The following is a 20,509-nucleotide window of genomic DNA, read 5'->3' on the forward strand; positions in this document are numbered from 1 at the left end:
TGAGATTGGTTCATTTTGTGGTGGATTCTCCTGTTGCTCTCAGGGGTTTTCCTCTGATGACAACATTTGGACTAAGTCACTTATATTTAATCCTTTAAGGTAATTTCTCAGTTGTTGCCAATTAAAATTGTTATTACCGTTATCATGACCGTTATTGTTAGAAATGGGAATATATTGGTTTTCGGGAGTGACAGACCAACGGGGACCGGCGATCGCCCATTTTGGTACAAACCCTTGTCTGACTCTTTCTTGTCCTTGGGGATGTTCGGTAAAAAACTTCTTCATCACATCAGTTGATTTATATCGAGAACCTTCTTTGAGAGTCATGATAGAAGAAGTATCGCTAACGGGAATACTGGCATTACCCACAGGGTTAGCGTCCATAAATATCCTTAGTTCAGCAACTTTTTCCCCTTCAAAGCGGAAAATATCAGCACAGGGTAGAGTCACTAAACTCCCGTCTTTACGCCAATACATAACATCCATTTCCACAATAACTGTGTTTCCCGTTTCCCACATCATTTTAATATCATGATATAGGGCGGAAACTTGGCTAAAGAAATACTTAACGGATTCAAAAATAGCACCCTTATCTAGGCAAGGTTCAAAATTACCAAATTGATACACAGGATTATCCACAAAAAACTCGGTAAATCCTTGGGAGTCAAAAGCCTCTCCTCGGGCAAATAAGGCGGTGACGATTTCTGTTTTACGTCCTGGCATAGTTTCTAATAATCCTGATGGAGGGTTATTGGTGCCACTGTTGAAGGGGGTACGGGTGTCAGTTGCCGACCAACGGGGTCCTGCGATCGCCCACTTAGGCGTATGACCTTGTAAAACTCTTTTTTTGCCGAGAGGATTTTCAATGAAGAATCGCTTCATTATATCTGCTGGTTGATAACGTTGTTGGTTAGCCAAAGTCATCACGGAAGAAGTATCAGAAATAGGAATACTCGCATCTCCCACAGGATTGGCATCCATAAATATCCTCAACTCTGCTAACTTTTCTCCCTCAAAGCGACAAATATCAAAACAAGGTAAAGTAACTTCACTACCATCTTTACGCCAATAAGTCACATCCATTTCTACAAAAACCGTACTGCCCACTTCCCACATCATTTTGATTTCATGATACAGAGCAGAAACTTGGCTAAAGAAATACTTAACGGATTCAAAAATAGCACCCTTATCCAGGCAAGGCTCAAAATTACCAAACTGATATACTGGTGTATCCGTAAAAAATTCGATAAATCCTTGAGAATCAAAAGCCTCTCCCCGAGAAAATAAAGCCTGAACTAACTCAGTTCTTTTTCCGGGGATAATTTCGCTAGTACTGCCCCCATCCCCATACGCCGATTTTCCATCCCCCATCATCAAACTAATAATATTTTGTTTAACCTGATTAGAAGCACCGATACGGGTAATTAAATCAGCAACAAAAGAACTTCTTTGTCCTGCCAAAGTTATCTTGTCATCATGAACAAAAGTATACGCAGTTCTTTGGGGAAAAGGTTTAAAATCCTTAATATATGGACGAGATTCTTGAGCTAAATTTTGATAGGAGTTCGATTCTAAAAATAAAGCGGCATCTAGCTGATTGGCAAAAGCAATCTCTAAAGCAGCATGATATTGTTGACCGGGTATTTCGCTATGAATTACTTGTCCTGCAGAAGGACGAGAACTATCAATTTCCTCAAATAGATGCAGGCGACATTTAGTAATTTGAGGGCTACTAGAGAAAACTGGAACCAAACGTTCCTTCATAAACCTTCTAAATTCAGCAACCCCTACCCCGTCAGCCTTGCGTATCATCACATGATACTTAAGTATATCTTGCTCTCCATTCGGACAACCATCAGGAATTTTATCCACATAAGTAATGGAATTACCTGGGTTTGTATTATACCCGATCGCCTTACTAAATATATTATGCTCATCATCCATCAAGATACCAGCGGCCTTAAACCAAGTTTCTCTTTGGGTAGGGGAAGTAAAGGTCAATTCTGCAATTCCATCAAACTGTTCTTCGGGAGCGGATGTATTGATGGGATCATCGGGCATATACCAAAAGCCCCCTTCATTATGAGCCACATGAAACTGCCAATACTGATGCTGCCCTGGTAAACGAGCGCACACAGGACCATGAACATCTTTCCAATAATTATCAAATAATTCTACCGATATACCCTTTCTTTTCCAAAGCAGTACATAAAAAGAAACTTTACCTTGTTGATCTCGACTTGAATAATCCATTGATACCATTAACTTTATCCTCAAAATTTACTAGAAACTATTTCTTCTTTATTTTTTAGATTGACCTGAAATTAAGCCGTAGTGATTAACTCAATTAATGACTCAGGGGCAAACACATCTCGATAAAAAGTTAACTGCTCAGTTTTGAGATAACACGCCCCCCGATGACCCCGACGAACCCAAGTTACATTGCCCTTGGCAAGGGTTTCATTAGTTTCTAAATCAATACATTTCCATTCAAAGAAAGTATGTTCTCCCGAGAACATCACAATGGGCCAACACATGGTGACACCTGGCTGAGCAATTAATGCCCACCAGTGTTTCTCCCTCTCTTTTTGCTCATCTAAACCATAATAAGGACCATCTTGACAAAAATAAATTAAATCTTCTCTGTACTCTTCCGTCAGAATGTCTCCCCTTCCTTGTCTAAGAGCCTCACAGTGGGTTGGCCACCAATCTTTATTCTCTTGCTCAATTTGCTCTAAGGTATAATCAGCATTAATTTCAGGTAAGGTACTTTCTTTAAGGCTGACTATTCTTTCAGCTTCAGCGACTAATTTAGCTCCCAATTCAGGGGAAATTAAACCAGGACGAGAGTAATTAGCGGATAGATCCTTATAGTAATTGGTTCTTTTCTTTTGCGGCATCGTTTAATTTTTTACTCCATTTTCAAATCATGATGATTGACAATCAAAACTACTCAGCAAACATTTCTTCTAGTACCCCAAAACAACCTGCTGCTTTATTAAAACCAGCATAAACACACATAAAAAGTAGTAGTTCTTCTATCTCTTCTTTTGTTGCTCCTTGCTTCATGGCCATGTTTACGTGGGCTCCAAAGGGATTACCTGGTCCTGTCTGATCTTGATTGACGACGTCAATGGCAATGGTTATTAAAGCTTTGGTTTTTTGGTCTATCAGCGGTAAACCCCAAGCCTCTCCTGCTACTCTAGTACAAAAATCACCAAATTTAGGATTAATACTTTTTAATCCTGCTTGTAGCTCTTGATCATCTAATACTGCATTGTTGTATGTCATAAACTCTAACTTTATCTCAAAATATTACTTGGACTTTCGCTCAGATTTCTTTTCAGTGGGGAGGAAAGAATCTGAGCATATTCATACTTACTTACCTTTTATGCTTGTTTATCATAGTAAGGTTTCATATCAACATAAACACGCCATTCATTCACTTTGTTGTCTTTCATTCTGAGAACGTCTGTACAGGCAAAGTTCAAAATTGAATTATCTGCTAAGTATTTATAGTGTGCTTCAAATTCAAAAATAACTTGGTCAGAATCTGGTAAATCAAGAACCTGTCTGACGTCTGGAGCTTGCATTTCTACTTGAGAGTACAGTCCTTGAAGAGTTTTGGCGACATTTTCTTTGCCTTTTATTTCCTCTCCTGAACCAATACGGTAAAATACGTCATCTGTTAAACAGTCTTGAAAAGAATTCCAATCTTGAGCCAACATAGATGAAAACATTTTTTCACAGGTTTCTCTATTTGCTGATTTTTGTTCGGACATATTAACCTCGTTTTTGATAAATGTTGAATGCTAAAAGTTATCTACAACTCTGGCTATAATGATAGAACAGTTTTTTTGTTTTTTCGCATTAAAAAAATGTTAAGACAATGTTATTTAAACGTTAAGAAAAAATAAGTTTTGTATCACTTTATTGCAAGTGATTTACCTGCAAGATCTGCATAAATCCTATGTACTTATTGAAAGAAACATGGTCAAGTTTACTCTTCAAAAAAAAAGACTTTATTTCATAGGTTTGATAGTTATGTCTTCTCTCTCAAGGATTATGTATAGGGTTGTAATCTGTAAAACATTGTAAGGAAAAACTTCCTTTGAAATTAATCTTTACCTATAAATATTCTATTCTATACACTCAATATTCTACTATGGTTTCAATTTTATAAAAGTTTACTGGTTACTTTGAAAGTAAGAACCCAATTATTTATTTTTTACAAAATTTATGGTGAAAACAAGCTATATTTTTTGTGTTATCTTTTAGAAAGATCTGAAGTATTACTGATTCAAAAGTTTATTTATTATGACTAATTCAAATAAAATAGAAAATAAAAATGATAACCTGAAAGTTGTTCAAGACTTTTATGGAGCTTTAGGTAAAGGAGATATCCCAACGGTTCTTAGTATGATTACGGATGATGCGGAGTGGGATATGCCCCATCCTCGAAATGTTGTTCCTTTTGGTGGCAAATGGAAAGGAAAGGAAGAAGTAACGAAATTTTTTCAAGTAATGCATGATACTGTGCAGGTTAAAGGCTTTGAATTACAGGAGTTTCTCGCCGATAAGAATAAGGTCATAGTTATCGGCAAGATGAAAGGGGTTGCAATTTCGACAGGAAAGGAATATGAGAATGATTTGGTTGCAGTGTGGACGGTAGAAAATGGAAAGATTAAAGGAATGCGAGATTTTATGGACACTGTCCAAGGTATTGATGCTTTCAGTTCTTAAAAAACTTGGGGCAATGGGAAAGCATTTCCTAGGAGTTGTGGTTCTTCTATGTACGAAAAATGATAGATTCGCTCTAAAAATAACCATTGATTATCTCGCCAAATAAGTTGGTCTTGGTAGATTCCATAGTTTTGAAATCCTTTTCCTTGATGACTTCTCCCTATTTCGCTCATACACCAACGGGCGATCGCCTTTTCACCTTGAATTTCCACAACTCCTGTGTGTACCATCTGTACAAAAAATTCCCAGTTATCGAGCAAATCAGCAAAAAGATTACCAATATTATCCTTACCTGTCACCGTCATATTCATCGGAGGATTCAATTTCCAGATTCCTTCAGGTAGCCATAAAGAAGTAAATAACTTTTTATTTCTGAGGTTAACAGCATCCGCAAATTTTGCTACCTGTTGCTTTATTAACCATTCTTGGTGATTTAAGTTAACTGACATAATTTTCTACCCTAAATCTTTATTAATCCGTAAAAAAGGACTCATTGATTGCCATTTATCCTTCCATTGATTAGGAATTAATTCCTGGGTAATCACTGGAGGAAAAACCTCTGCCATAACTTCTCTTTCCTGGGTAGGTAAATTAAATAAAATAAAAGGAATTACTAAATAATCAGGATTAATATGTTTTCCTGCATATTGACCAAACTCAAGACATAATTTTCCTTGTTCTTCTAAACTAATTAACTGAGCAATATTTTCATCATTTAAATACTCCTCTTCTAATTTGTAATGTTCATCCCAAGCACTCTGAATATGTTGCAAACATATCTTAACAAATCCAATATTCTCTACATTACTGAAATCACTATTTAATTGCTCAATGGAACTTTCTAAACTGTCTAATAAAGGTATTAAATCCTCATGTTGCTTTGCTAAATTTTCGTAGGGCATCGAAAAATTAGAACTTTTAAAAAAGGGAAAAATCTTATCATCTTCTACTGTGTGATGAGAATGAAACAAATTAACTAAACTTTTCAAATAATTAATAAATCCTTCTTTTTTTTGCTCATCAATATCACAATCATTCTCTTCTAATTCTAAGCATTCATCTATACTATTTCCTATAGCGTAGGTCAAGACAAAATGAATTCTCTGTATATCTTGAGCAACAGTACTTTTAGTATTAAGTGTCATAACGTACTTATTTCAATTTATTTAAAACTTAAAACATTTTCAATGCCAATATATTACCACAATAATCTTAATAATTTCTTTAAAATTTATTCTTAATAATTTCTTTAAAATTTAGTAGTAACAAATAGTGATTAGCTATAAGATAATTAAAGAAAGCTATAGAATAAATAGAAAAAAAATGGCAAACCTAGATAACAAAATCATACTAATTGCAGGTGGTTCAGGAAATGTCGGTGAGGGGGTTGTACCTGTATTTTTAGAAAAAGGAGCGACAGTTATTGTTCCTTCGAGAAGAAAAGAATCTTTGGATAAATTAGCCCAATCATTAGGAGATTTAGCAACAGACAAATTTGTTCCAATGGTGGGCAATATCGGAACATTGGAAGGAGCAGAAAAGCTCAAAGATGAATTATTAGAGAAATTTGGACATTTAGACGGTGTACTAGTGTCTCTTGGGGGTTGGTGGACAGGAAATAAACCATTAACAGAGCTTGATTTAGCTACTTGGGAACAATACTTGAATAGTAATCTAACTTCTCATTTTCTCTGTGCTAAAACTTTTCTACCTGTTTTAGCAAAAACTGAAGGAAGTTCCTATACTCTTTTAGGGGGTACAGCGGCAGAAGTTCCCTTACCTAATGTAAGTCCAGTGGGTATAACGGCCGCAGGACAACTAATGATGGCAAAAATTGTCATGGCAGAGATGAAGGGAAGCGGAGTTAGAATTAATGAAGTTATTATTCAAGGTATGGTTAAAACTAAGGTAATGGAAGCCTATAGTGAACCTAATTGGATTACGCCAAAGCAAATCGGACAATTTACTTCGTGGTTGGCTTCTGATGAAGCGGAAATGATAAGAGATAGCGTTTTACATATTAATCAAAAGTAATTTAATAAAACCAAACACTATTAGTAAAAATAAAGGGCAAACTTTAAAAAGTTGCCCTTTATTTTGAGTAGTTATGATTTAGCCAAGAAAACTACTACTAGCCACTAGAGGAGTAGTTTCTGCTCCAAAAGAGCTGTCAAATCCAGCGGGTACTAATGATGGTGATGAACTAGCACCAGAACTTGAGGTTCTACTAAAGAGGGTCTCAAGCAAAGAAACTTCATTGTCGGGGACTAAGGCTACAGAAGGCTCGGAGAAAGCAATACCTCCTGGATTATTCAAACCTCCGCTACCAGAAGGAACAAATATTCCTCCATCCACAGGATTTCCATTGGAGTCAAATTTAACTATCTGACTACCATTAAAGTCACTAACATACAAATTTCCTTCCCCATCAAAAACCATTCTTGAAGCAGAAGTTAACCCTCCATTATTAGTAGGGGGTACAAAAAAACCTTCTGCTTGTCCAGTGAGTGCATCAAACTGTTGAACGGTTACAGGACTACCATCAAGACTAACAAAAGTACCATTGAGGAATAGTCTGTCATCAGGGGTAAAGGTAGACCCAGAAGGAATTTGAGGGGCAAATTCAGGAGAAATGAACTGGTCAACTTCTTTTGTTTCTAAATTGTAACGTATGATGCTGTTATCGTTTAGAACGCTACTAATGTATAAATTACCATCAGGTCCAAAATTTAAACCAGCAGCAATTAAGTCTCTGTCAGTAAAAGGATTTGTTTCAAGAATAGTCTCTTTATAAGCACCTGTTTCACCATCAAATCTTTGAACTCCACCGCCACCGAGTCCGCTAATGTATAAGTCTCCATCAGATCCAAATAATAAGTCCTCTGGGAAGTTCAAACCATTCGCAGTTAGGTCAAAACCAGAAATAAATTCCCCTAAAAATTCTCCTGTGGTGGCGTCATATTTTACAATTCTGCCATATCGGGTATTTTCGGGGTCGTTGGCGTTCACTTGATAGCCTTGATCGTTGGCGTAGAGAATGCCATCTTTGAACGTGATACCAGAGGAAAAGAAAATCGATTCTTGATTTTGAAATCTTTGGGCAAAGGCTCGGGCAAATACCCCAAAGTCTGACTCTACTTCTGTGCCTTGGGGTACAAAGTCTCTGATAAATTCTCCCGTGGTGGCATCGTATTCTAAGATACTTGAATAAAATGTACCTGCTTCAAAGTTTGGGGCTGCGGAGGCGATGTTTAAGTCTCCATCAAGACTAATTAAAACTACTGGTCCAACCCCGAAGGTGTTGTTGACGTTACTGACATACAAGGACAATTCTAGATTCATATGGTTGAATTCCTTTTTATTTATGCTGATACTAAATTTTAATGTGTTTTTTCTAATACAAAATATTTTTTTATTTTTTCTTTAAAAAACGAAATATTCTAATAGGTTATTAGGGGGGTTTTGCCAAAGTGGGTGGGGTTTGTTAGTTGTTTAAGGATAAAGTCAGCTACGTCTGAACGGGAGATGTTTCCTGCTTTGATTCCTGTTAAATCCTCAATTACTTTATATTTTTGGGTTCTTTGACCGTCTGTGAGGAAGCCAGGGCGAACAATTAACCAATCTACGTTACTTTTTTTTATCATTTCTTCTTGTCGATCTTTATCTTGGTAGATTGTTTTGAGTAGTAGGGGGTTTAAGATGCGATCGTATAAAAAGCCTCCATGTCCTTTTGTTTCTCCTGCTCCTATACCACTGACGGAGATTAATTTCTGATGGGATGATTCTAATGCCATAGCTTGTAAGACATTTTTTGCACCGATAGAAAAGACATCTACGGGTTTTTGGGTGGGAGGAATACCAATACAAATACAGATTGCATCTTGATTTTTGACGATGGATTGAACCGCTTCAGGGTCACGAATGTTTCCTTTAATAATATTGAGATTATGGTTTTCAATGGTAATCTTGCTTGGATTTCTGAGAAGGGCTGACACTTGGTGATTTTCTTCTAGGGCAAGGGTTAGAAGACTGTAACCAACTCCTTTGGATGCTCCGATAATTCCTATTTTCATAATTATTTATTAGGTATTCATTGATTATTCAAGTGAGTGTTAGACATGAACAACACCGTCTAGGGTAATTTTTTTTATTTGTGTAGCTTCGTAGGCAACGGTGACTAAGTCTGTTTCGATTATTTGGTGGGGATTCATTTTTAAGGAACTACCGTTTTTAATAGCGGTATCAATACCTGCGGGGGGATAACTGGTGAATGGTTCTATTCCTAGGTTATAGGTTCTACCATACCAAGGATAGTCGTCATGACCTTCATAGACTTGCCACATCCAAATGTATTTGAATAAGTTGTGATCCCATGCCATTCCTAGGCCGAGGTTAAGGTTATGGTTATTGATACCATACCAGCCTTCTTCAAGCTCTTTTAAAAATAAGACATCCACAGATTTTGAGTCTTTTCCTAAAATATTGGTGACATCTTGCATTTTTCCTGTGCGGCGATTTTTAGCTTGGGGAAAATCAAATTCTTGATCTGTTTCCCATAAACCATTGGGATGATATGCCATGGCTTCTACTTTTTTGGCGGGGGCCTGAACGACACAACTGGAGTCGAGAAATGGCTCTCCGACAACGGGGTGATGTCCCCACATAATTTCAAAGTCATGGGGTGAGGTATTGGTTAGTTTTTCTTTAATGAATAGGGCAGGGATGCCTTTTTTTAAGGATAGGTGCTTTTCTAATTTTAGGGGTGATCTATAGAGAGTAACTTCGGTTTTTAATGTGATTAACTCTGGGGTATCAGTAACTATTTGAGCGGATACGGGTAATAGGGATACTTCTCCGTGTAATCCTTGATAGGTTCCTTTGTAGGGTTCTGATGACCATCCTGCGGAGGGTAAAATTTCTTGCCACCCACCATAGTAGTAGTCATGATATGCTCCTTCGGCTAGGGCACTTGTGGAAACGAAGGGGCTACGCATGGGGATGGGGGATTGCCAAAGGAAGTCTATATCTTTTGGTTTGTAGGTAAATTCAAAAATATCACCACCTTTATCTATTAAAACACCAACTCTAATGAAATCATTTTCTAGAAATGCGACACGCATTCCTTTGTAAGTGTAGTCGAGGGATATTCTACAGTCTTGTTTTCTGCCGTGGGTGTACATGATAGTTTTTTAAGGGTTAGAAAATATAAATAGGTTTTCTTTTGGTAGCTTGAGTGGAACTGGAGACAGTGAGATTATTATTAATCTCACTCAATATTTGATGGAGAGAGAAGAGTGATATAGTGTAGATTCTAAGTGTTAGTTATTACCAATCTTCTAGGATGGCGGTTAGTCCTCCATCAACGAAAAGTTGGGTTCCTGTGATGAAAGAGGCTTGATCGCTCGCAAGGAAGGTACAGGCATGACCAATGTCTTCTGGGGTGCCGATTCGTTTCATTACTTGGCGCTCTTCTATTTCTTTTTTTACTGCGATGGGATCATCATAGCTGTTGAATAAATCTTCAATAAGGGGGGTTAGCACCCATCCAGGGGCGATCGCATTTACCCTGATAATAGGACCATAATCCAGAGCCATATTACGAGTTAGGGCAGTAATTGCTCCTTTAGAGGCACAATAAGGGGCTGTACCTTTAGCAGATGCGTGGGCATGAACAGAAGACATGTTAATGATAGAACCTTTCCCAATAGCTTGCATATGGGGAATACAATATTTTGAGAAGAGAAAATATCCTTTGAGGTTAACGGCTAAACATCTGTCCCACTCTTCACTGGTACAGTCTAAGACGGATTTATAAGTACCAATGCCAGCGTTATTTACTAATATATCAATGTGAGTGTATAGTTCAATGGTTTCATTGACAACTGCTTGAACATTTTCTTCATTGGAAACATCACATTTCATAAAAGTAGCATCTCCACCCTTGGCTTTTATTTGAGCTACAGTTTCTTCTCCGTCTTTAGCTCCATTGGCAACAATTACCACTTTCGCACCTTCATCACAAAATACCTCCGCGACTCCTTTACCAATTCCTTTAGAGCCTCCAGTGACTATTGCTACTCTGTCTTTTAACTTCATATTAATTTTATAGCCTAATTAAAATCCTTTTCACCTTAACTTTTAACTCAAATTCATTACTTTGGGTCAAAATTTACTTAATTTTTAATATTTGTTTTATCTTTACCTCTATTGTGAGGAGGAAATATCTTTATGCTAAGAATATTTAAATTACTTGAATTGATCAAATTGATTTGAGGAAGTAACCTTATTTCAGTAATAATTTTCTAAGGATTAATAATTAATGATTTTGCTTACAATAAATAAAAAAGATGCTTAAATTTCTATTTACTAAGTAGGTTGGTGCAATTAATTATAGCTCTTATTTTATTAAGACTCTTATAAACAAGGGGTTTAAACCCCTTGCCTAAATCGATTTAATTATGCCTACTTACTTATATATGTAAGGCTATTTCTTGCCCTTATGTATAGTAGCTAGGCTGAGTATTTTAGGCAACACATAACAAATTTTACTATCAGCTAAGAAACCTTATCTATTAAAAAGAATGAAGAAAACAATTAAAATTATTATTTATTATTTGATTTTAAGTCTCATTGCGATCGCCATGCTTTTCCCCTTGTTATGGTTGTTAGGAACTTCTTTCAAATCAGCAGGGGAAGACATTTTCAGTTTTCCCCCCAACTTTATTCCCGAGCAATTCACCCTCGAAAACTTTATTTCAGTCTGGCAAAACTATCCCTTTGAAACATATCTTTTAAACAGTATAGTAGTTGCTGTTTTAACAGTCACCTTTAACCTTTTATTCTGTTCCCTCGCCGCCTATCCCCTTGCAAGATTAGACTTTAAAGGAAAAAAAATTATTTTTATCCTCATCGTTGCCACCATCATGATTCCCTTTCAAATTGTGATGATTCCCCTTTATATTTTGACCGTTAACTTTGGTTTAAGAAATAGTTATTTAGGCGTAATTTTACCCAACCTTGCCTCAGCTTTCGGTATTTTTCTGTTAAAACAAGCCTTTGAAGGAGTACCCAAAGAATTGGAAGAAGCTTCAAGGATTGATGGCTGCACCGAGTTAGGTATTTGGTGGCACATTATGTTACCCGCCATTCGTCCTGCCACCGTTACCCTTGCTATCTTTGTTTTTATTGGGGCATGGAGTGATTTTTTATGGCCCCTAATTGTCTTAGATCGACCTTCCCACTACACTTTACCTCTAGGGGTGGCAACCCTTGCTAGTTCTCTTGATCTCAACTGGCGTTTAATTGCCGCAGGTTCCATTATTTCCATCGCCCCTGTGATGCTTTTGTTTATCCTTTTACAAAAATATATTATCCCTAGCGATGCCAGTAGTGGAGTCAAAGGGTAGGTATTGGGTAATTAGTGATGGGGGTAGGCTAAATAAAACGAAAATTATAAATACGGAGATAATAAAACCTTATTATTCTTAATTCTCAATTACCCTCACGACTCCACTTTTTCAGCAAGCCCTAAATACCATCCGAGCCATATTCTCCCACTGCCCTTTGTAGGCTGTTTAGGGATTGATTGTAACCAATAATGGCTTGTAAAAAATTTCCCCTAGCCTCTGTTAAAGCCCTTTGGGCATTGATCACATCGGTTTGGGTGCCTACTCCTGCTTGAAAACGTAGTCTAGCCAATCTAAGGCTTTCTGTGGCCGTGATAGCGGCTTGTTCGGTGGTGGAGATATTTTCTTGGTTTGCCATTAAATCATTAAAGGCGGTTTCTACTTCTAATCTAATGGCACTTTTGCGATCGTCAAAATTATTTTCTTCAATAATGGTCGAAATTTCTTCTTGTTGTGCATTGGCTTTACTTTCTCCTCCATCTACAAAACGCCATTGTAGTCTGGCGCCAATACTATAACCATCATTGTAGCCAGTGGTGCTGACGGGGCGACTGTCGGCAAAGGTTGTATTAAAATTATAGTTAGCAAATAGATTTACTTGAGGTCTTTTTTCCGAGAGGGCAATTTCTCTATCTTGTTGATTAATTTCCCTTAAGGCTAAAATTTGGTCTAATTCTTCCCTATTTGTATAGGCTAAAACGATACTTTCTTCTAAAGATAAATCCCACTCTCCCCTTTCTTCTACTTCGTCGGCGGATGAATATTCTACGGTTTCAGGTACTCCAATAACTCTGGCTAATTCCCTACGGGCATTTCTTTGATCCGCCCTAGCTCTAGTGAGGGCTTGATTGGCATTGGCAAGATCCACTTCTGCTTGTAATACATCAAAACGAGTTCCTAAACCAGCCCTTTCCAAAAGTTGAGCGTCTCTGAGGGTTTGAGTAAAATCTTCTACGGCGGCTTGGGCAATATTTACCTGAGCGTCACTGTTTTGTAATTGATAATAAGAAGTGGAGACTGTAAATACGGTATCTTGGCTAATTTTATCGACTTCTAATTCACTAACTCTAATTTCTTCTTGGGCTCTGTTGATGGTGGCGGTAATACGTCCCCCGGTGGAGAGTCTGTAGCCAACTTCAACCCCTGCCCCTGCTCCAAAAGTATTGGTATTTCCTAAAAATCCTTGGCTTTGATTGCCATTTTCTGTAACGTTAGCAGTACCATCAACAAATACTCTTTTTCTGGCTTGGGCAGCTCTTAAGGATTCATTAGATCTTTGTAGTTCTAGTTTTGCTCTTTGTAAGTCTCTATTGTTTTCTAGGGCTATATCAATGGCTTGTTCTAGGGTGATGGAAGTTAAGCCTTCTATGCGTACTTCTTGGGGTTGGCTGGGGCGTAATAATAAGTCACGACTGGAGTTTGATATGTTAGTGTCGGAGGTGCTATCTGATTCTTGAGCGGATGTACTATTAGCCCATCCAAAACCTATAATTAAAAAACTTAGAACAAAGTTTAAACCCTTTTTATAAAACATTACTATCTAAAAATGACTGTCCACAGTGATTATATTTCATTTTAGCTGGTTTGGTGTTGATTAATTAGGGGTTATTGGTAAGAGCAAGGGACATTAATATTTTAAAACAGAAGGTTTGTTTAATTTTTTTGGTAGTAGTGATTTTTTTTTGAGATGATTAATTTTTTGGTGAATCGTTTTTCTAAAATTATTAGTTTTGTTATTTTATCGGTGGGGGCGATAGTTATTTTATCTCCTCTTTTTGTGGTTTTATATACTTCTTTTTCGGCGACGGGAAATCAAGATTTTCGTTTTACTTTTGAGTATTATCGTCAGGCGTGGGAGATGGGAGATTTTGTTTTGGCTTTTTTTAATTCGGCTCTAGTGGCGATCGCCGTTACCTTTTCCCAAATAGTTACTTCTGCCTTGGCTGGGTATGCTTTAGCTAGAATGGAATTTCGAGGCAAAAACTTTATTCTTCTGCTGATAATTGCCACTCTGGTTATCCCCATTCAACTATTAGTAATTCCTATCTTTTTAATTCTCAGAAATGCCCATTTAATCAACACCTATGGGGCTTTGATTTTACCTAGTGCCGCCAACGGATTTGGCATTTTTTTGATGAGACAATATTTTCGTACCATACCCATTGAACTCGAACAAGCCGCGGAATTAGACGGTGCCAATCGACTACAAGTTATTTGGCATATTCTTTTACCCCTTGCCAAACCGGCGGTGATTACCCTGTTTTTATTCACCTTTATCGGTGAGTGGAATGATTTATTTAAGCCCCTAGTATTTACCAGCAATCCTCAATTAAAAACTGTGCAGTTAGCCCTTGCATCTTTCCAAGAACAATTTACCAGTAATTGGTCACTATTAATGGCGGCGGTGGTTATCAGCACCATCCCTGTGATTTTCCTATTTATTTTGGGGCAGAAACAGTTTATAGAAGGTATTGGCACCACAGGACTGAAAAATTAAGGATTTTTGCGGTTAATTTTGGTTAGAATACTCATAGAGAGTGTCTATAAATTAAAAATGCTACCTAAAATCAAAGTTTTAAAGCCTGAAGGAATTTTTGATGGTGTAAAAGCGAATGAATTTCGTCAAAATATTAATCAATTCGTTAATGAAGGAATAATCTATATTCTGGTGGATTTTAAGAAAGTAACCTTTATGGATAGTTCGGGTTTGGGAGGTTTGGTACAGGCACTAAAAAGCATACGAAGTGCTAATGGACGCTTGTTTCTCATGTCTCTTAGTGAACAAATTACTATGTTGTTTGAGTTAACAAACATGAAACAGGTTTTTGAAATTATTAATGATAAGTCTGAGTTAGAGTCTAAATTTTCCAATCAATAAAACTTTTCATCCTCGAATATCTTTATCATTTTTAGGGGTGGATATTTCCCTAGTGTGATGGTTGCGTCTTCGCAAAACTCTATCCTAGAATGAAAGTAGATACAAATCTTTACAATTTATAATGATTGATAACCAAGAAAATCAAGAAATTCATTCTACAGATAACAATGAGCAGGAGGAGGAAATTCTTTGTCCTCATTGCAAGAGAACAGCTACCAATGCTATTCAGTGTAAGGGAATATGTGTGGCGGATAGTGATTATTAAATAGGGTTTCGTTGGTGTGCAAATTCTTCACAAGCCCCAATGCTTACCCAACTGGTGGCACCGTCGGCGAAATGTTCTTTTTTCCAAATGGGGGTGTTATGCTTGAGGGTGTCGATGGCGTAGCGACAGGCTTCAAAGGCTTCTGTGCGATGGGGGCATCCCACGGCGACTAATACGCTTATATCTCCGATGGCTAGTTTTCCTGTGCGATGGTGGATGACGATGGTTTTTGTGTCTTTCCATTGGTCATAAATGCGATCGCAAATTAGACGAAAAATATTAATTGCCATCGGTTCATAGGCTTGATATTCTAAATATTTAACGTTTTTTCCCTCAGTTTGATTGCGCACAGTGCCACTCATTAAAACTACGGCTCCATTTTCGGGAGAATCAGCCAATTTATAAACATCCTCGACACATAGGGGAGCAAAAGTAATTTTTAGAGATTCAGAATGACTAGAAATAGTCTGTGATAATTGCGCCATAAACAGAGATAGTAACTTCAGAATATATTTGCTTATTATATATGGTGATGAAGGGGAGCCAAAATTGATTTCTAGCAAAGCTGGTTTAACAACGGCTCGTTTCTTTTAGTTAAGATAAAATAAAAACAACCCACCGCCAAAGATGACTATGAAAACTCAATTAATAGGTTTAAAAGCAGATGATTTTAGACACCCCCTCGACTTACAAGCTACTACAAATCTGAAGCAGTTACCCGGACTAGACATCGCCATGAGGGGAATTTTAGGCTCGGTGGCAGAGGATTTTTTTTATATGAATAATATCGCCTCTAGTATTTTGATTGGTGAAAAGCAACTCCCCCATCTTCATCAACTTTTGCTCAATGCCTCTTCTATCCTTGATATAGAAGCCCCTCAACTTTATTTAAAACAAAATCCTGTCCCCAATGCTTATACCCTTGCTATCCGAGGTAAAAAGCCTTTTATGGTTATTCATACATCTTTGTTAGAAATTTTGACCGATGAGGAAGTAGAAGCGGTAATTGCCCATGAATTGGGACATTTGAAATGTGAGCATGGGGTATATCTTACCCTTGCAAATTTAATCGTTTTGGCCACGGGGTTATTACCTACTTGGGGTAGTATTTTGGCTCAGTCGATGCAAAGTCAGTTGTTGCAATGGTTACGTTGTGCAGAGTTTACGTGCGATCGCGCAGCGTTGTTGGTGGCTCAAGATCCTAAAATTGTCATGTCAGTATTAATGAAATTAACGGGGGGCTCACCTTCTTTGGCTTCTAAGCTCAATTTAGATGCTTTTATGGAACAAGTAAAGGACTATCAACAGATGAGCAATACGGACATCGGCGAAATGCTTCAGGATATGCAAACCGCCCAACTCACTCACCCTTTACCTATACTAAGAGCCAAGGCAATCCAAAATTGGTCTAGCACTCCTGAATATTACAACTTGCTAGAAGAACAAAAAGTTGGTTATAATAGTGAAGGTCACACCAAGGGCGGATGGCGAAATTGGTAGACGCACCACACTCAAAATGTGGCGGCTTCGGTCGTGCGAGTTCGAGTCTCGCTCTGCCCATCATATATGTTAAAGGTCACCCTTTATTAGTTTACGGGGTGTGTACATTAACAAATTGTTTGTCATCGGTAACAAATTAGTGTCGCTTTAACAAAATAAGTGACGTGATAACAAATTACTGTCGTTGAAATTAGCTAAAATCAGTAACATTAGGAGAGGAGTAGCATTTAAAATTCTACTGTATGTGAAATAAGGACAGAGCGAGACTCGCTTTCAATTCTCTTTGAGAATTCTTCTTTGGTCAGAAGTGATTCACTAACCACTATGGCAGGATACCTGCACCCTTATTGCTGGGAGTGCGCCTAGTTTCTCTATCTGAAGATAGACAGCATCAGGGCAAGTAGTTAGCAGGAGCAGAAAGCAGACTTTTTGTAAAAAGTAAACTACTCCTCATTTTCACAGAACAGGGGTCGTGAAGACTTACTCCGTGGCACTATTAATATTATAAACCCTAGAGAAGGTATTTTTTTCAACAGCAACATTGCTTATTTCTCAGTACACGATGGAACCTTTCAATCCCTAAAGAAGGTATTTTCTTATTTCAACCTACCCGTAATATGGAGTCTAGGTCAAGATAATGAGGCTCTTTCAATCCCTAAAGAAGGTATTTTCTTATTTCAACTGCCCCTAGTCAGAACCCTTATATAATAAGGCTTGTAAAAGCAGTTTGCGTAAGCCTCCCTTAAAAACACAAAAATTCCGATTTTTACTCGAATTTTGTATTTCATTAAAACGCTATCTTTCTCTATTCGTAAGAGCTTCAGCGATTGCGTAAGGCTAAAATCAGAGTTTGTGTAACTCGTACATTTTAACTAACGCTCAAACGGGGATTCCTCCTTGATCGGAGGTGATTCGATAACCACTACATTGGTAAACCCAAACTCTTGTTGCTGGGAGTGCCCCTTCTTTCCACACTTTTTTCAGTGCGCAGCATCAGAGTGAGTAGTTATCAGGGACAGAAAGCAAACCTTGTTATAGGCAAACTACCCCTTACTTTACACAGAACAGAGGTTAACAATAACTTGATCTGCGGCACGATTTTTTTCATTGTAGCTCAGGAATTTATCTTTGTGGGATTGGCTTTATGATTAGTTTTTGAGGTACTTAAGGCTAACTGTAATGCTTTATCCGTAAATGTTCCTTGTTTGGGTTGTGTGCCTTCTTCTACTACGATGCCCAATTTAGAAGAATTCCCCTTGATATTATCAATTAATCGACCATAGCTCCATTGATGTACTTGGACACGATAATCCTTGGCATATTTTCTTTGTCCCTCCTTATACTCAGGTATTCTTTCCTCGGCCCTCAGTTGTATTTCTGCCTCAGTAATTGATCGCATCTGGCTTAACCGAGGAACAATAATAGTTGAAACTTCATACTCCTGAGCTATTTTGAGAATAGATTTAGCAATGAGACGATCAACGTATTCCCCTAAATTAGACTCTCCTTTCTGTTGAAAATTAGCTCTTTTCCTTGCTTTATGGTTCTGGTGATTCAATTTCTGCTTTTCATTTCTTCTTCTTCTTAGTAGATGGTAATCATCTCCCAACAATTGTTTAATGTTACGGTGTAAGATGGCTTTCCCTTCACCAACATCAACAACAGCAATGGTAACAGGTTCTTGTAAACCCATTGCCACTCCCATATAGAGGTCTGGATTACCTTGATAAATAGATTTGCTAGGACGAGGAAAAATATTATTAAGTCGGGCAAGAGTCGTTTGTTTGCGTTGGATAAATTTTTTTTGAGTATCCCTTAAATCATCTTTTTCTTTCATCCCATCAATAATATTTAAAACTTCCTTTTGCTTTCTTTGAGCAACTACTTGTGTACCTTCAACAGTCCAATAATCAGTATCCAACGTACAGTGTAGATAGAGTTTATGTTTATCCCATAACTCCCCTTTTCCGTCATCTTCTTTCCAAATAATCATCGCTGAACGCAGAGTGAATAAAGCACTAGAAAACTTATTTTTGTTCGCCTTTTTCAATTCTTGATCTTTGTCTGTACTTTAGACTAATTTGAACTGTAAGAAGCTATGATCCTTATATAGCAAGAATTTTGACTATTCTTATCCGTTTAATGTAAAAAATATAAAATATACGTCATATAAGGGTTTCAGCGTTTAAAATTAGATTTAGTCTAAACTCAAGCTTTGTAGAAGCGCCGAAAATAAGGAAGTTGACGAGAATCACAATAGATTTTAAAAGTATGGTCACTTAAACCATTAAATCGAACATGGAGACGGTTTTGATCACTTAGACTCCATTTCAAATCTTCATTGGTTTCGTAAATGACAGGATAAGGAATAGAAGGGGAATTTTTTTTCAGGGCAGAAAACCAACTATTACTTTCACTTTCATTGATGGGCATGGTGGTAGAAGCAAGGATCAAGGTTTCTAACCATTTTTTTCCTTCTAAGTCTCTCCCCGAAGGAATAGACATTTCTATTTGTCTTTTCAGCCTGTGAATTTTGATCTCTAATTTTCGTTTTATCTTTTGATACTTCTTCCTTGTCTCAACTTTATTTTCAGGAATGCGACAACCATGTTTGATGAGATAAACGATCACCTACGGTGGCGCTACGCGATCGCACTTTGAGTCTGAGGATCTTTCGTCTTGTTATACTCTTGAAACAAAAAATCAGCAGTACGGTTTTGAGTAGAGGTAATGTCAACACCGCTCAGAATCTGTTGGGCTTGATTTTGCAGTGCTTCTATTGAACCATCAAAGGATTCTATCAGCTCAGCATCTGATTTCAACATTTTTAACCAACGGGTATTGCCTTCTAGTTTGAATTGATTGATTCGTTGAATTTGGAACCAGGATTTATAGATGTAATCAATAATCTTGCCCACAGAGGCATAAAACCGAGATGGTTGCCCCTGAAAACAAGAATCATTTTTAAGTTCGGCAATTTGTTGAGAAATAAAGTTCTTGGGTAGCTTCCCTTTCTCTTCCCATTGAGAAAAATCAGGATTCTCCCTAATTCTAGTCAGGATTTCATTGATTAAAGGGGTGTTTTTCTGACTCATCAACATCCAAAGAAATTGACGGGTATCAGCAGAAGCGATTAAACGACATTGAATAGTTATCTGAGTCATGCTATACATTACTGTTTAATAAAACATAATTGTATAATAACAAATCATTTTATAATTGTTGCTATGGAACAGGAAATATTTTTTAGTAGCAAAGATATATCAAGGATTACGGGCTGCTCTCTCCGACAATTGCAGTATTGGAGGGATAAGGAGGTTGTTGTGCCTTTTATTGGTGCTTCGGGTACAGGAAAGACAATCTACTATTCTTTTGTGGGGTTGGTGGAGGTATCGGTAATGGTGTATCTCCTCTCTGTGGGTTTAAATCTGGAGATGGTACAAACGATCCTCGGTGATTTGAGAACAAAAGAGCCTGACTTTACCAATATCGGCTTTAAAAAACGTTTTATGGTTGTTGCTAGTGATGGTACTGTTAATTTATTGCCTTATGAGCGGGAAGGGGCGATCTCACTTCTGGAAGAGGGGAAGGCGATCGTTCCTTTGTGGATTGATCAAATCCATAAAAATCTAATATGAAAAATAGCAAAGTAGATATTGATAAATTCTTAGGGAAATACTTAATTAGGAAGAGTTATTATGAAAAATGTACTCGTTT

Annotated in this window: 23 protein-coding genes and 1 tRNA gene; 9 read left to right on the forward strand and 15 right to left on the reverse strand. The window is 37.4% G+C overall.

Features of this window, described 5'->3' with window-relative positions:
• Positions 1–39: 39 nt before the first annotated feature.
• The 4 genes from A5482_RS11490 to A5482_RS11505 form a co-directional block, all read right to left on the reverse strand.
• Positions 40–2,253 (reverse strand): nuclear transport factor 2 family protein, encoded by a 2,214-nt coding sequence (locus tag A5482_RS11490; RefSeq protein WP_069789855.1) that lies wholly within the window; start codon positions 2,251–2,253, stop codon positions 40–42.
• A 71-nt stretch (positions 2,254–2,324) separates the two neighbouring features.
• Positions 2,325–2,900 carry a hypothetical protein gene (locus A5482_RS11495; protein ID WP_069789854.1) on the reverse strand — a complete coding sequence of 192 codons (576 nt, stop codon included), beginning with the start codon at positions 2,898–2,900 and terminating at the stop codon, positions 2,325–2,327.
• Positions 2,901–2,949: 49 nt separating this feature from the next.
• On the reverse strand, positions 2,950–3,291 hold the full coding sequence (locus A5482_RS11500; RefSeq protein WP_069789853.1) for a carboxymuconolactone decarboxylase family protein: 342 nt from the start codon (positions 3,289–3,291) through the stop codon (positions 2,950–2,952).
• A gap of 98 nt (positions 3,292–3,389) precedes the next feature.
• The gene (locus A5482_RS11505; RefSeq protein ID WP_069789852.1) at positions 3,390–3,782 is read right to left on the reverse strand and encodes a nuclear transport factor 2 family protein; all 393 of its coding nucleotides are present in this window, start codon (positions 3,780–3,782) and stop codon (positions 3,390–3,392) included.
• 535 nt (positions 3,783–4,317) lie between these two features.
• Here A5482_RS11505 and A5482_RS11510 point away from each other — a divergent pair.
• Positions 4,318–4,743 (forward strand): nuclear transport factor 2 family protein, encoded by a 426-nt coding sequence (locus tag A5482_RS11510; protein WP_069789851.1) that lies wholly within the window; start codon positions 4,318–4,320, stop codon positions 4,741–4,743.
• On the opposite strand, the gene A5482_RS11515 is transcribed toward A5482_RS11510, so the two are convergent.
• Together A5482_RS11515 and A5482_RS11520 are read right to left on the reverse strand one after the other, a co-directional pair.
• Complete coding sequence (locus A5482_RS11515) at positions 4,740–5,192, reverse strand: nuclear transport factor 2 family protein (RefSeq protein WP_069789850.1); 453 nt, start codon at positions 5,190–5,192, stop codon at positions 4,740–4,742. The two genes, A5482_RS11510 and A5482_RS11515, sit on opposite strands and share 4 nt — an antisense overlap.
• Before the next feature lie 6 nt (positions 5,193–5,198).
• Entirely contained in the window at positions 5,199–5,888 is a 690-nt protein-coding gene (locus A5482_RS11520) for a hemerythrin domain-containing protein (RefSeq protein ID WP_069789849.1), read from the reverse strand.
• Positions 5,889–6,066: 178 nt separating this feature from the next.
• Here A5482_RS11520 and A5482_RS11525 point away from each other — a divergent pair, with 178 nt between their 5' ends.
• Positions 6,067–6,777 carry an SDR family NAD(P)-dependent oxidoreductase gene (locus tag A5482_RS11525; protein ID WP_446684766.1) on the forward strand — a complete coding sequence of 237 codons (711 nt, stop codon included), beginning with the start codon at positions 6,067–6,069 and terminating at the stop codon, positions 6,775–6,777.
• Between the two features lie 78 nt (positions 6,778–6,855).
• On the opposite strand, the gene A5482_RS11530 is transcribed toward A5482_RS11525, so the two are convergent.
• The 4 genes from A5482_RS11530 to A5482_RS11545 all read right to left on the reverse strand — a co-directional run bounded on the left by A5482_RS11530 (position 6,856) and on the right by A5482_RS11545 (position 10,839).
• Positions 6,856–8,085, reverse strand: a complete 1,230-nt coding sequence (locus tag A5482_RS11530; protein WP_069789848.1) for a Vgb family protein — start codon at positions 8,083–8,085, stop codon at positions 6,856–6,858.
• 98 nt (positions 8,086–8,183) lie between these two features.
• Positions 8,184–8,816 carry an NAD(P)-dependent oxidoreductase gene (locus A5482_RS11535; protein ID WP_069789847.1) on the reverse strand — a complete coding sequence of 211 codons (633 nt, stop codon included), beginning with the start codon at positions 8,814–8,816 and terminating at the stop codon, positions 8,184–8,186.
• Positions 8,817–8,855: 39 nt separating this feature from the next.
• Positions 8,856–9,863, reverse strand: a complete 1,008-nt coding sequence (locus tag A5482_RS11540; RefSeq protein ID WP_069789846.1) for a DUF4432 family protein — start codon at positions 9,861–9,863, stop codon at positions 8,856–8,858.
• 205 nt (positions 9,864–10,068) lie between these two features.
• A complete protein-coding gene (locus A5482_RS11545) occupies positions 10,069–10,839 on the reverse strand; it encodes an SDR family NAD(P)-dependent oxidoreductase (RefSeq protein ID WP_069789845.1) in 771 nt (256 codons plus the stop codon).
• A gap of 485 nt (positions 10,840–11,324) precedes the next feature.
• Between A5482_RS11545 and A5482_RS11550 the strand changes: the two genes are divergently transcribed.
• Positions 11,325–12,149: a carbohydrate ABC transporter permease gene (locus tag A5482_RS11550; RefSeq protein WP_069789844.1), complete on the forward strand. Its 825-nt coding sequence runs from the start codon at positions 11,325–11,327 to the stop codon at positions 12,147–12,149.
• Between the two features lie 121 nt (positions 12,150–12,270).
• Here A5482_RS11550 and A5482_RS11555 read toward each other — a convergent pair whose 3' ends face one another.
• Positions 12,271–13,683, reverse strand: coding sequence for a TolC family protein (locus A5482_RS11555; protein WP_069789843.1), 1,413 nt, complete (start codon positions 13,681–13,683; stop codon positions 12,271–12,273).
• Positions 13,684–13,836: 153 nt separating this feature from the next.
• Between A5482_RS11555 and A5482_RS11560 the strand changes: the two genes are divergently transcribed.
• The 3 genes from A5482_RS11560 (at position 13,837) to A5482_RS11570 (ending at position 15,292) form a co-directional block, all read left to right on the forward strand.
• Positions 13,837–14,646 carry a carbohydrate ABC transporter permease gene (locus tag A5482_RS11560; RefSeq protein ID WP_069789842.1) on the forward strand — a complete coding sequence of 270 codons (810 nt, stop codon included), beginning with the start codon at positions 13,837–13,839 and terminating at the stop codon, positions 14,644–14,646.
• Between the two features lie 57 nt (positions 14,647–14,703).
• Positions 14,704–15,027: an STAS domain-containing protein gene (locus A5482_RS11565; RefSeq protein WP_069789841.1), complete on the forward strand. Its 324-nt coding sequence runs from the start codon at positions 14,704–14,706 to the stop codon at positions 15,025–15,027.
• A gap of 121 nt (positions 15,028–15,148) precedes the next feature.
• Positions 15,149–15,292: a hypothetical protein gene (locus tag A5482_RS11570; protein ID WP_201150038.1), complete on the forward strand. Its 144-nt coding sequence runs from the start codon at positions 15,149–15,151 to the stop codon at positions 15,290–15,292.
• Here A5482_RS11570 and A5482_RS11575 read toward each other — a convergent pair.
• Positions 15,289–15,777 carry a molybdenum cofactor biosynthesis protein MoaE gene (locus A5482_RS11575; RefSeq protein WP_069789840.1) on the reverse strand — a complete coding sequence of 163 codons (489 nt, stop codon included), beginning with the start codon at positions 15,775–15,777 and terminating at the stop codon, positions 15,289–15,291. The genes A5482_RS11570 and A5482_RS11575 overlap by 4 nt on opposite strands.
• A gap of 148 nt (positions 15,778–15,925) precedes the next feature.
• Here A5482_RS11575 and A5482_RS11580 point away from each other — a divergent pair, with 148 nt between their 5' ends.
• Both A5482_RS11580 and A5482_RS11585 read left to right on the forward strand, forming a co-directional pair.
• On the forward strand, positions 15,926–16,792 hold the full coding sequence (locus A5482_RS11580) for a M48 family metallopeptidase (RefSeq protein ID WP_446684844.1): 867 nt from the start codon (positions 15,926–15,928) through the stop codon (positions 16,790–16,792).
• Positions 16,771–16,852 (forward strand) — tRNA-Leu (locus A5482_RS11585). Before A5482_RS11580 ends, A5482_RS11585 begins: the two co-directional genes overlap by 22 nt.
• Before the next feature lie 1,054 nt (positions 16,853–17,906).
• Here A5482_RS11585 and cas12k (A5482_RS11590) read toward each other — a convergent pair.
• The 3 genes from cas12k (A5482_RS11590) to cas12k (A5482_RS11600) all read right to left on the reverse strand — a co-directional run bounded on the left by cas12k (A5482_RS11590) (position 17,907) and on the right by cas12k (A5482_RS11600) (position 19,956).
• Complete coding sequence (cas12k, locus tag A5482_RS11590; protein ID WP_069789839.1) at positions 17,907–18,842, reverse strand: type V CRISPR-associated protein Cas12k; 936 nt, start codon at positions 18,840–18,842, stop codon at positions 17,907–17,909.
• Between the two features lie 158 nt (positions 18,843–19,000).
• Positions 19,001–19,423, reverse strand: a complete 423-nt coding sequence (cas12k, locus tag A5482_RS11595; protein WP_141712649.1) for a type V CRISPR-associated protein Cas12k — start codon at positions 19,421–19,423, stop codon at positions 19,001–19,003.
• Positions 19,424–19,434: 11 nt separating this feature from the next.
• On the reverse strand, positions 19,435–19,956 hold the full coding sequence (gene cas12k, locus A5482_RS11600) for a type V CRISPR-associated protein Cas12k (protein ID WP_069789837.1): 522 nt from the start codon (positions 19,954–19,956) through the stop codon (positions 19,435–19,437).
• A gap of 63 nt (positions 19,957–20,019) precedes the next feature.
• Here cas12k (A5482_RS11600) and A5482_RS11605 point away from each other — a divergent pair, with 63 nt between their 5' ends.
• Positions 20,020–20,430 carry a MerR family transcriptional regulator gene (locus tag A5482_RS11605; RefSeq protein WP_069789836.1) on the forward strand — a complete coding sequence of 137 codons (411 nt, stop codon included), beginning with the start codon at positions 20,020–20,022 and terminating at the stop codon, positions 20,428–20,430.
• Positions 20,431–20,509: the final 79 nt, after the last annotated feature.

The sequence above is a fragment of the Cyanobacterium sp. IPPAS B-1200 genome (assembly GCF_001747005.2).
In the GTDB taxonomy this organism is placed as follows: Bacteria; Cyanobacteriota; Cyanobacteriia; order Cyanobacteriales; family Cyanobacteriaceae; genus Cyanobacterium.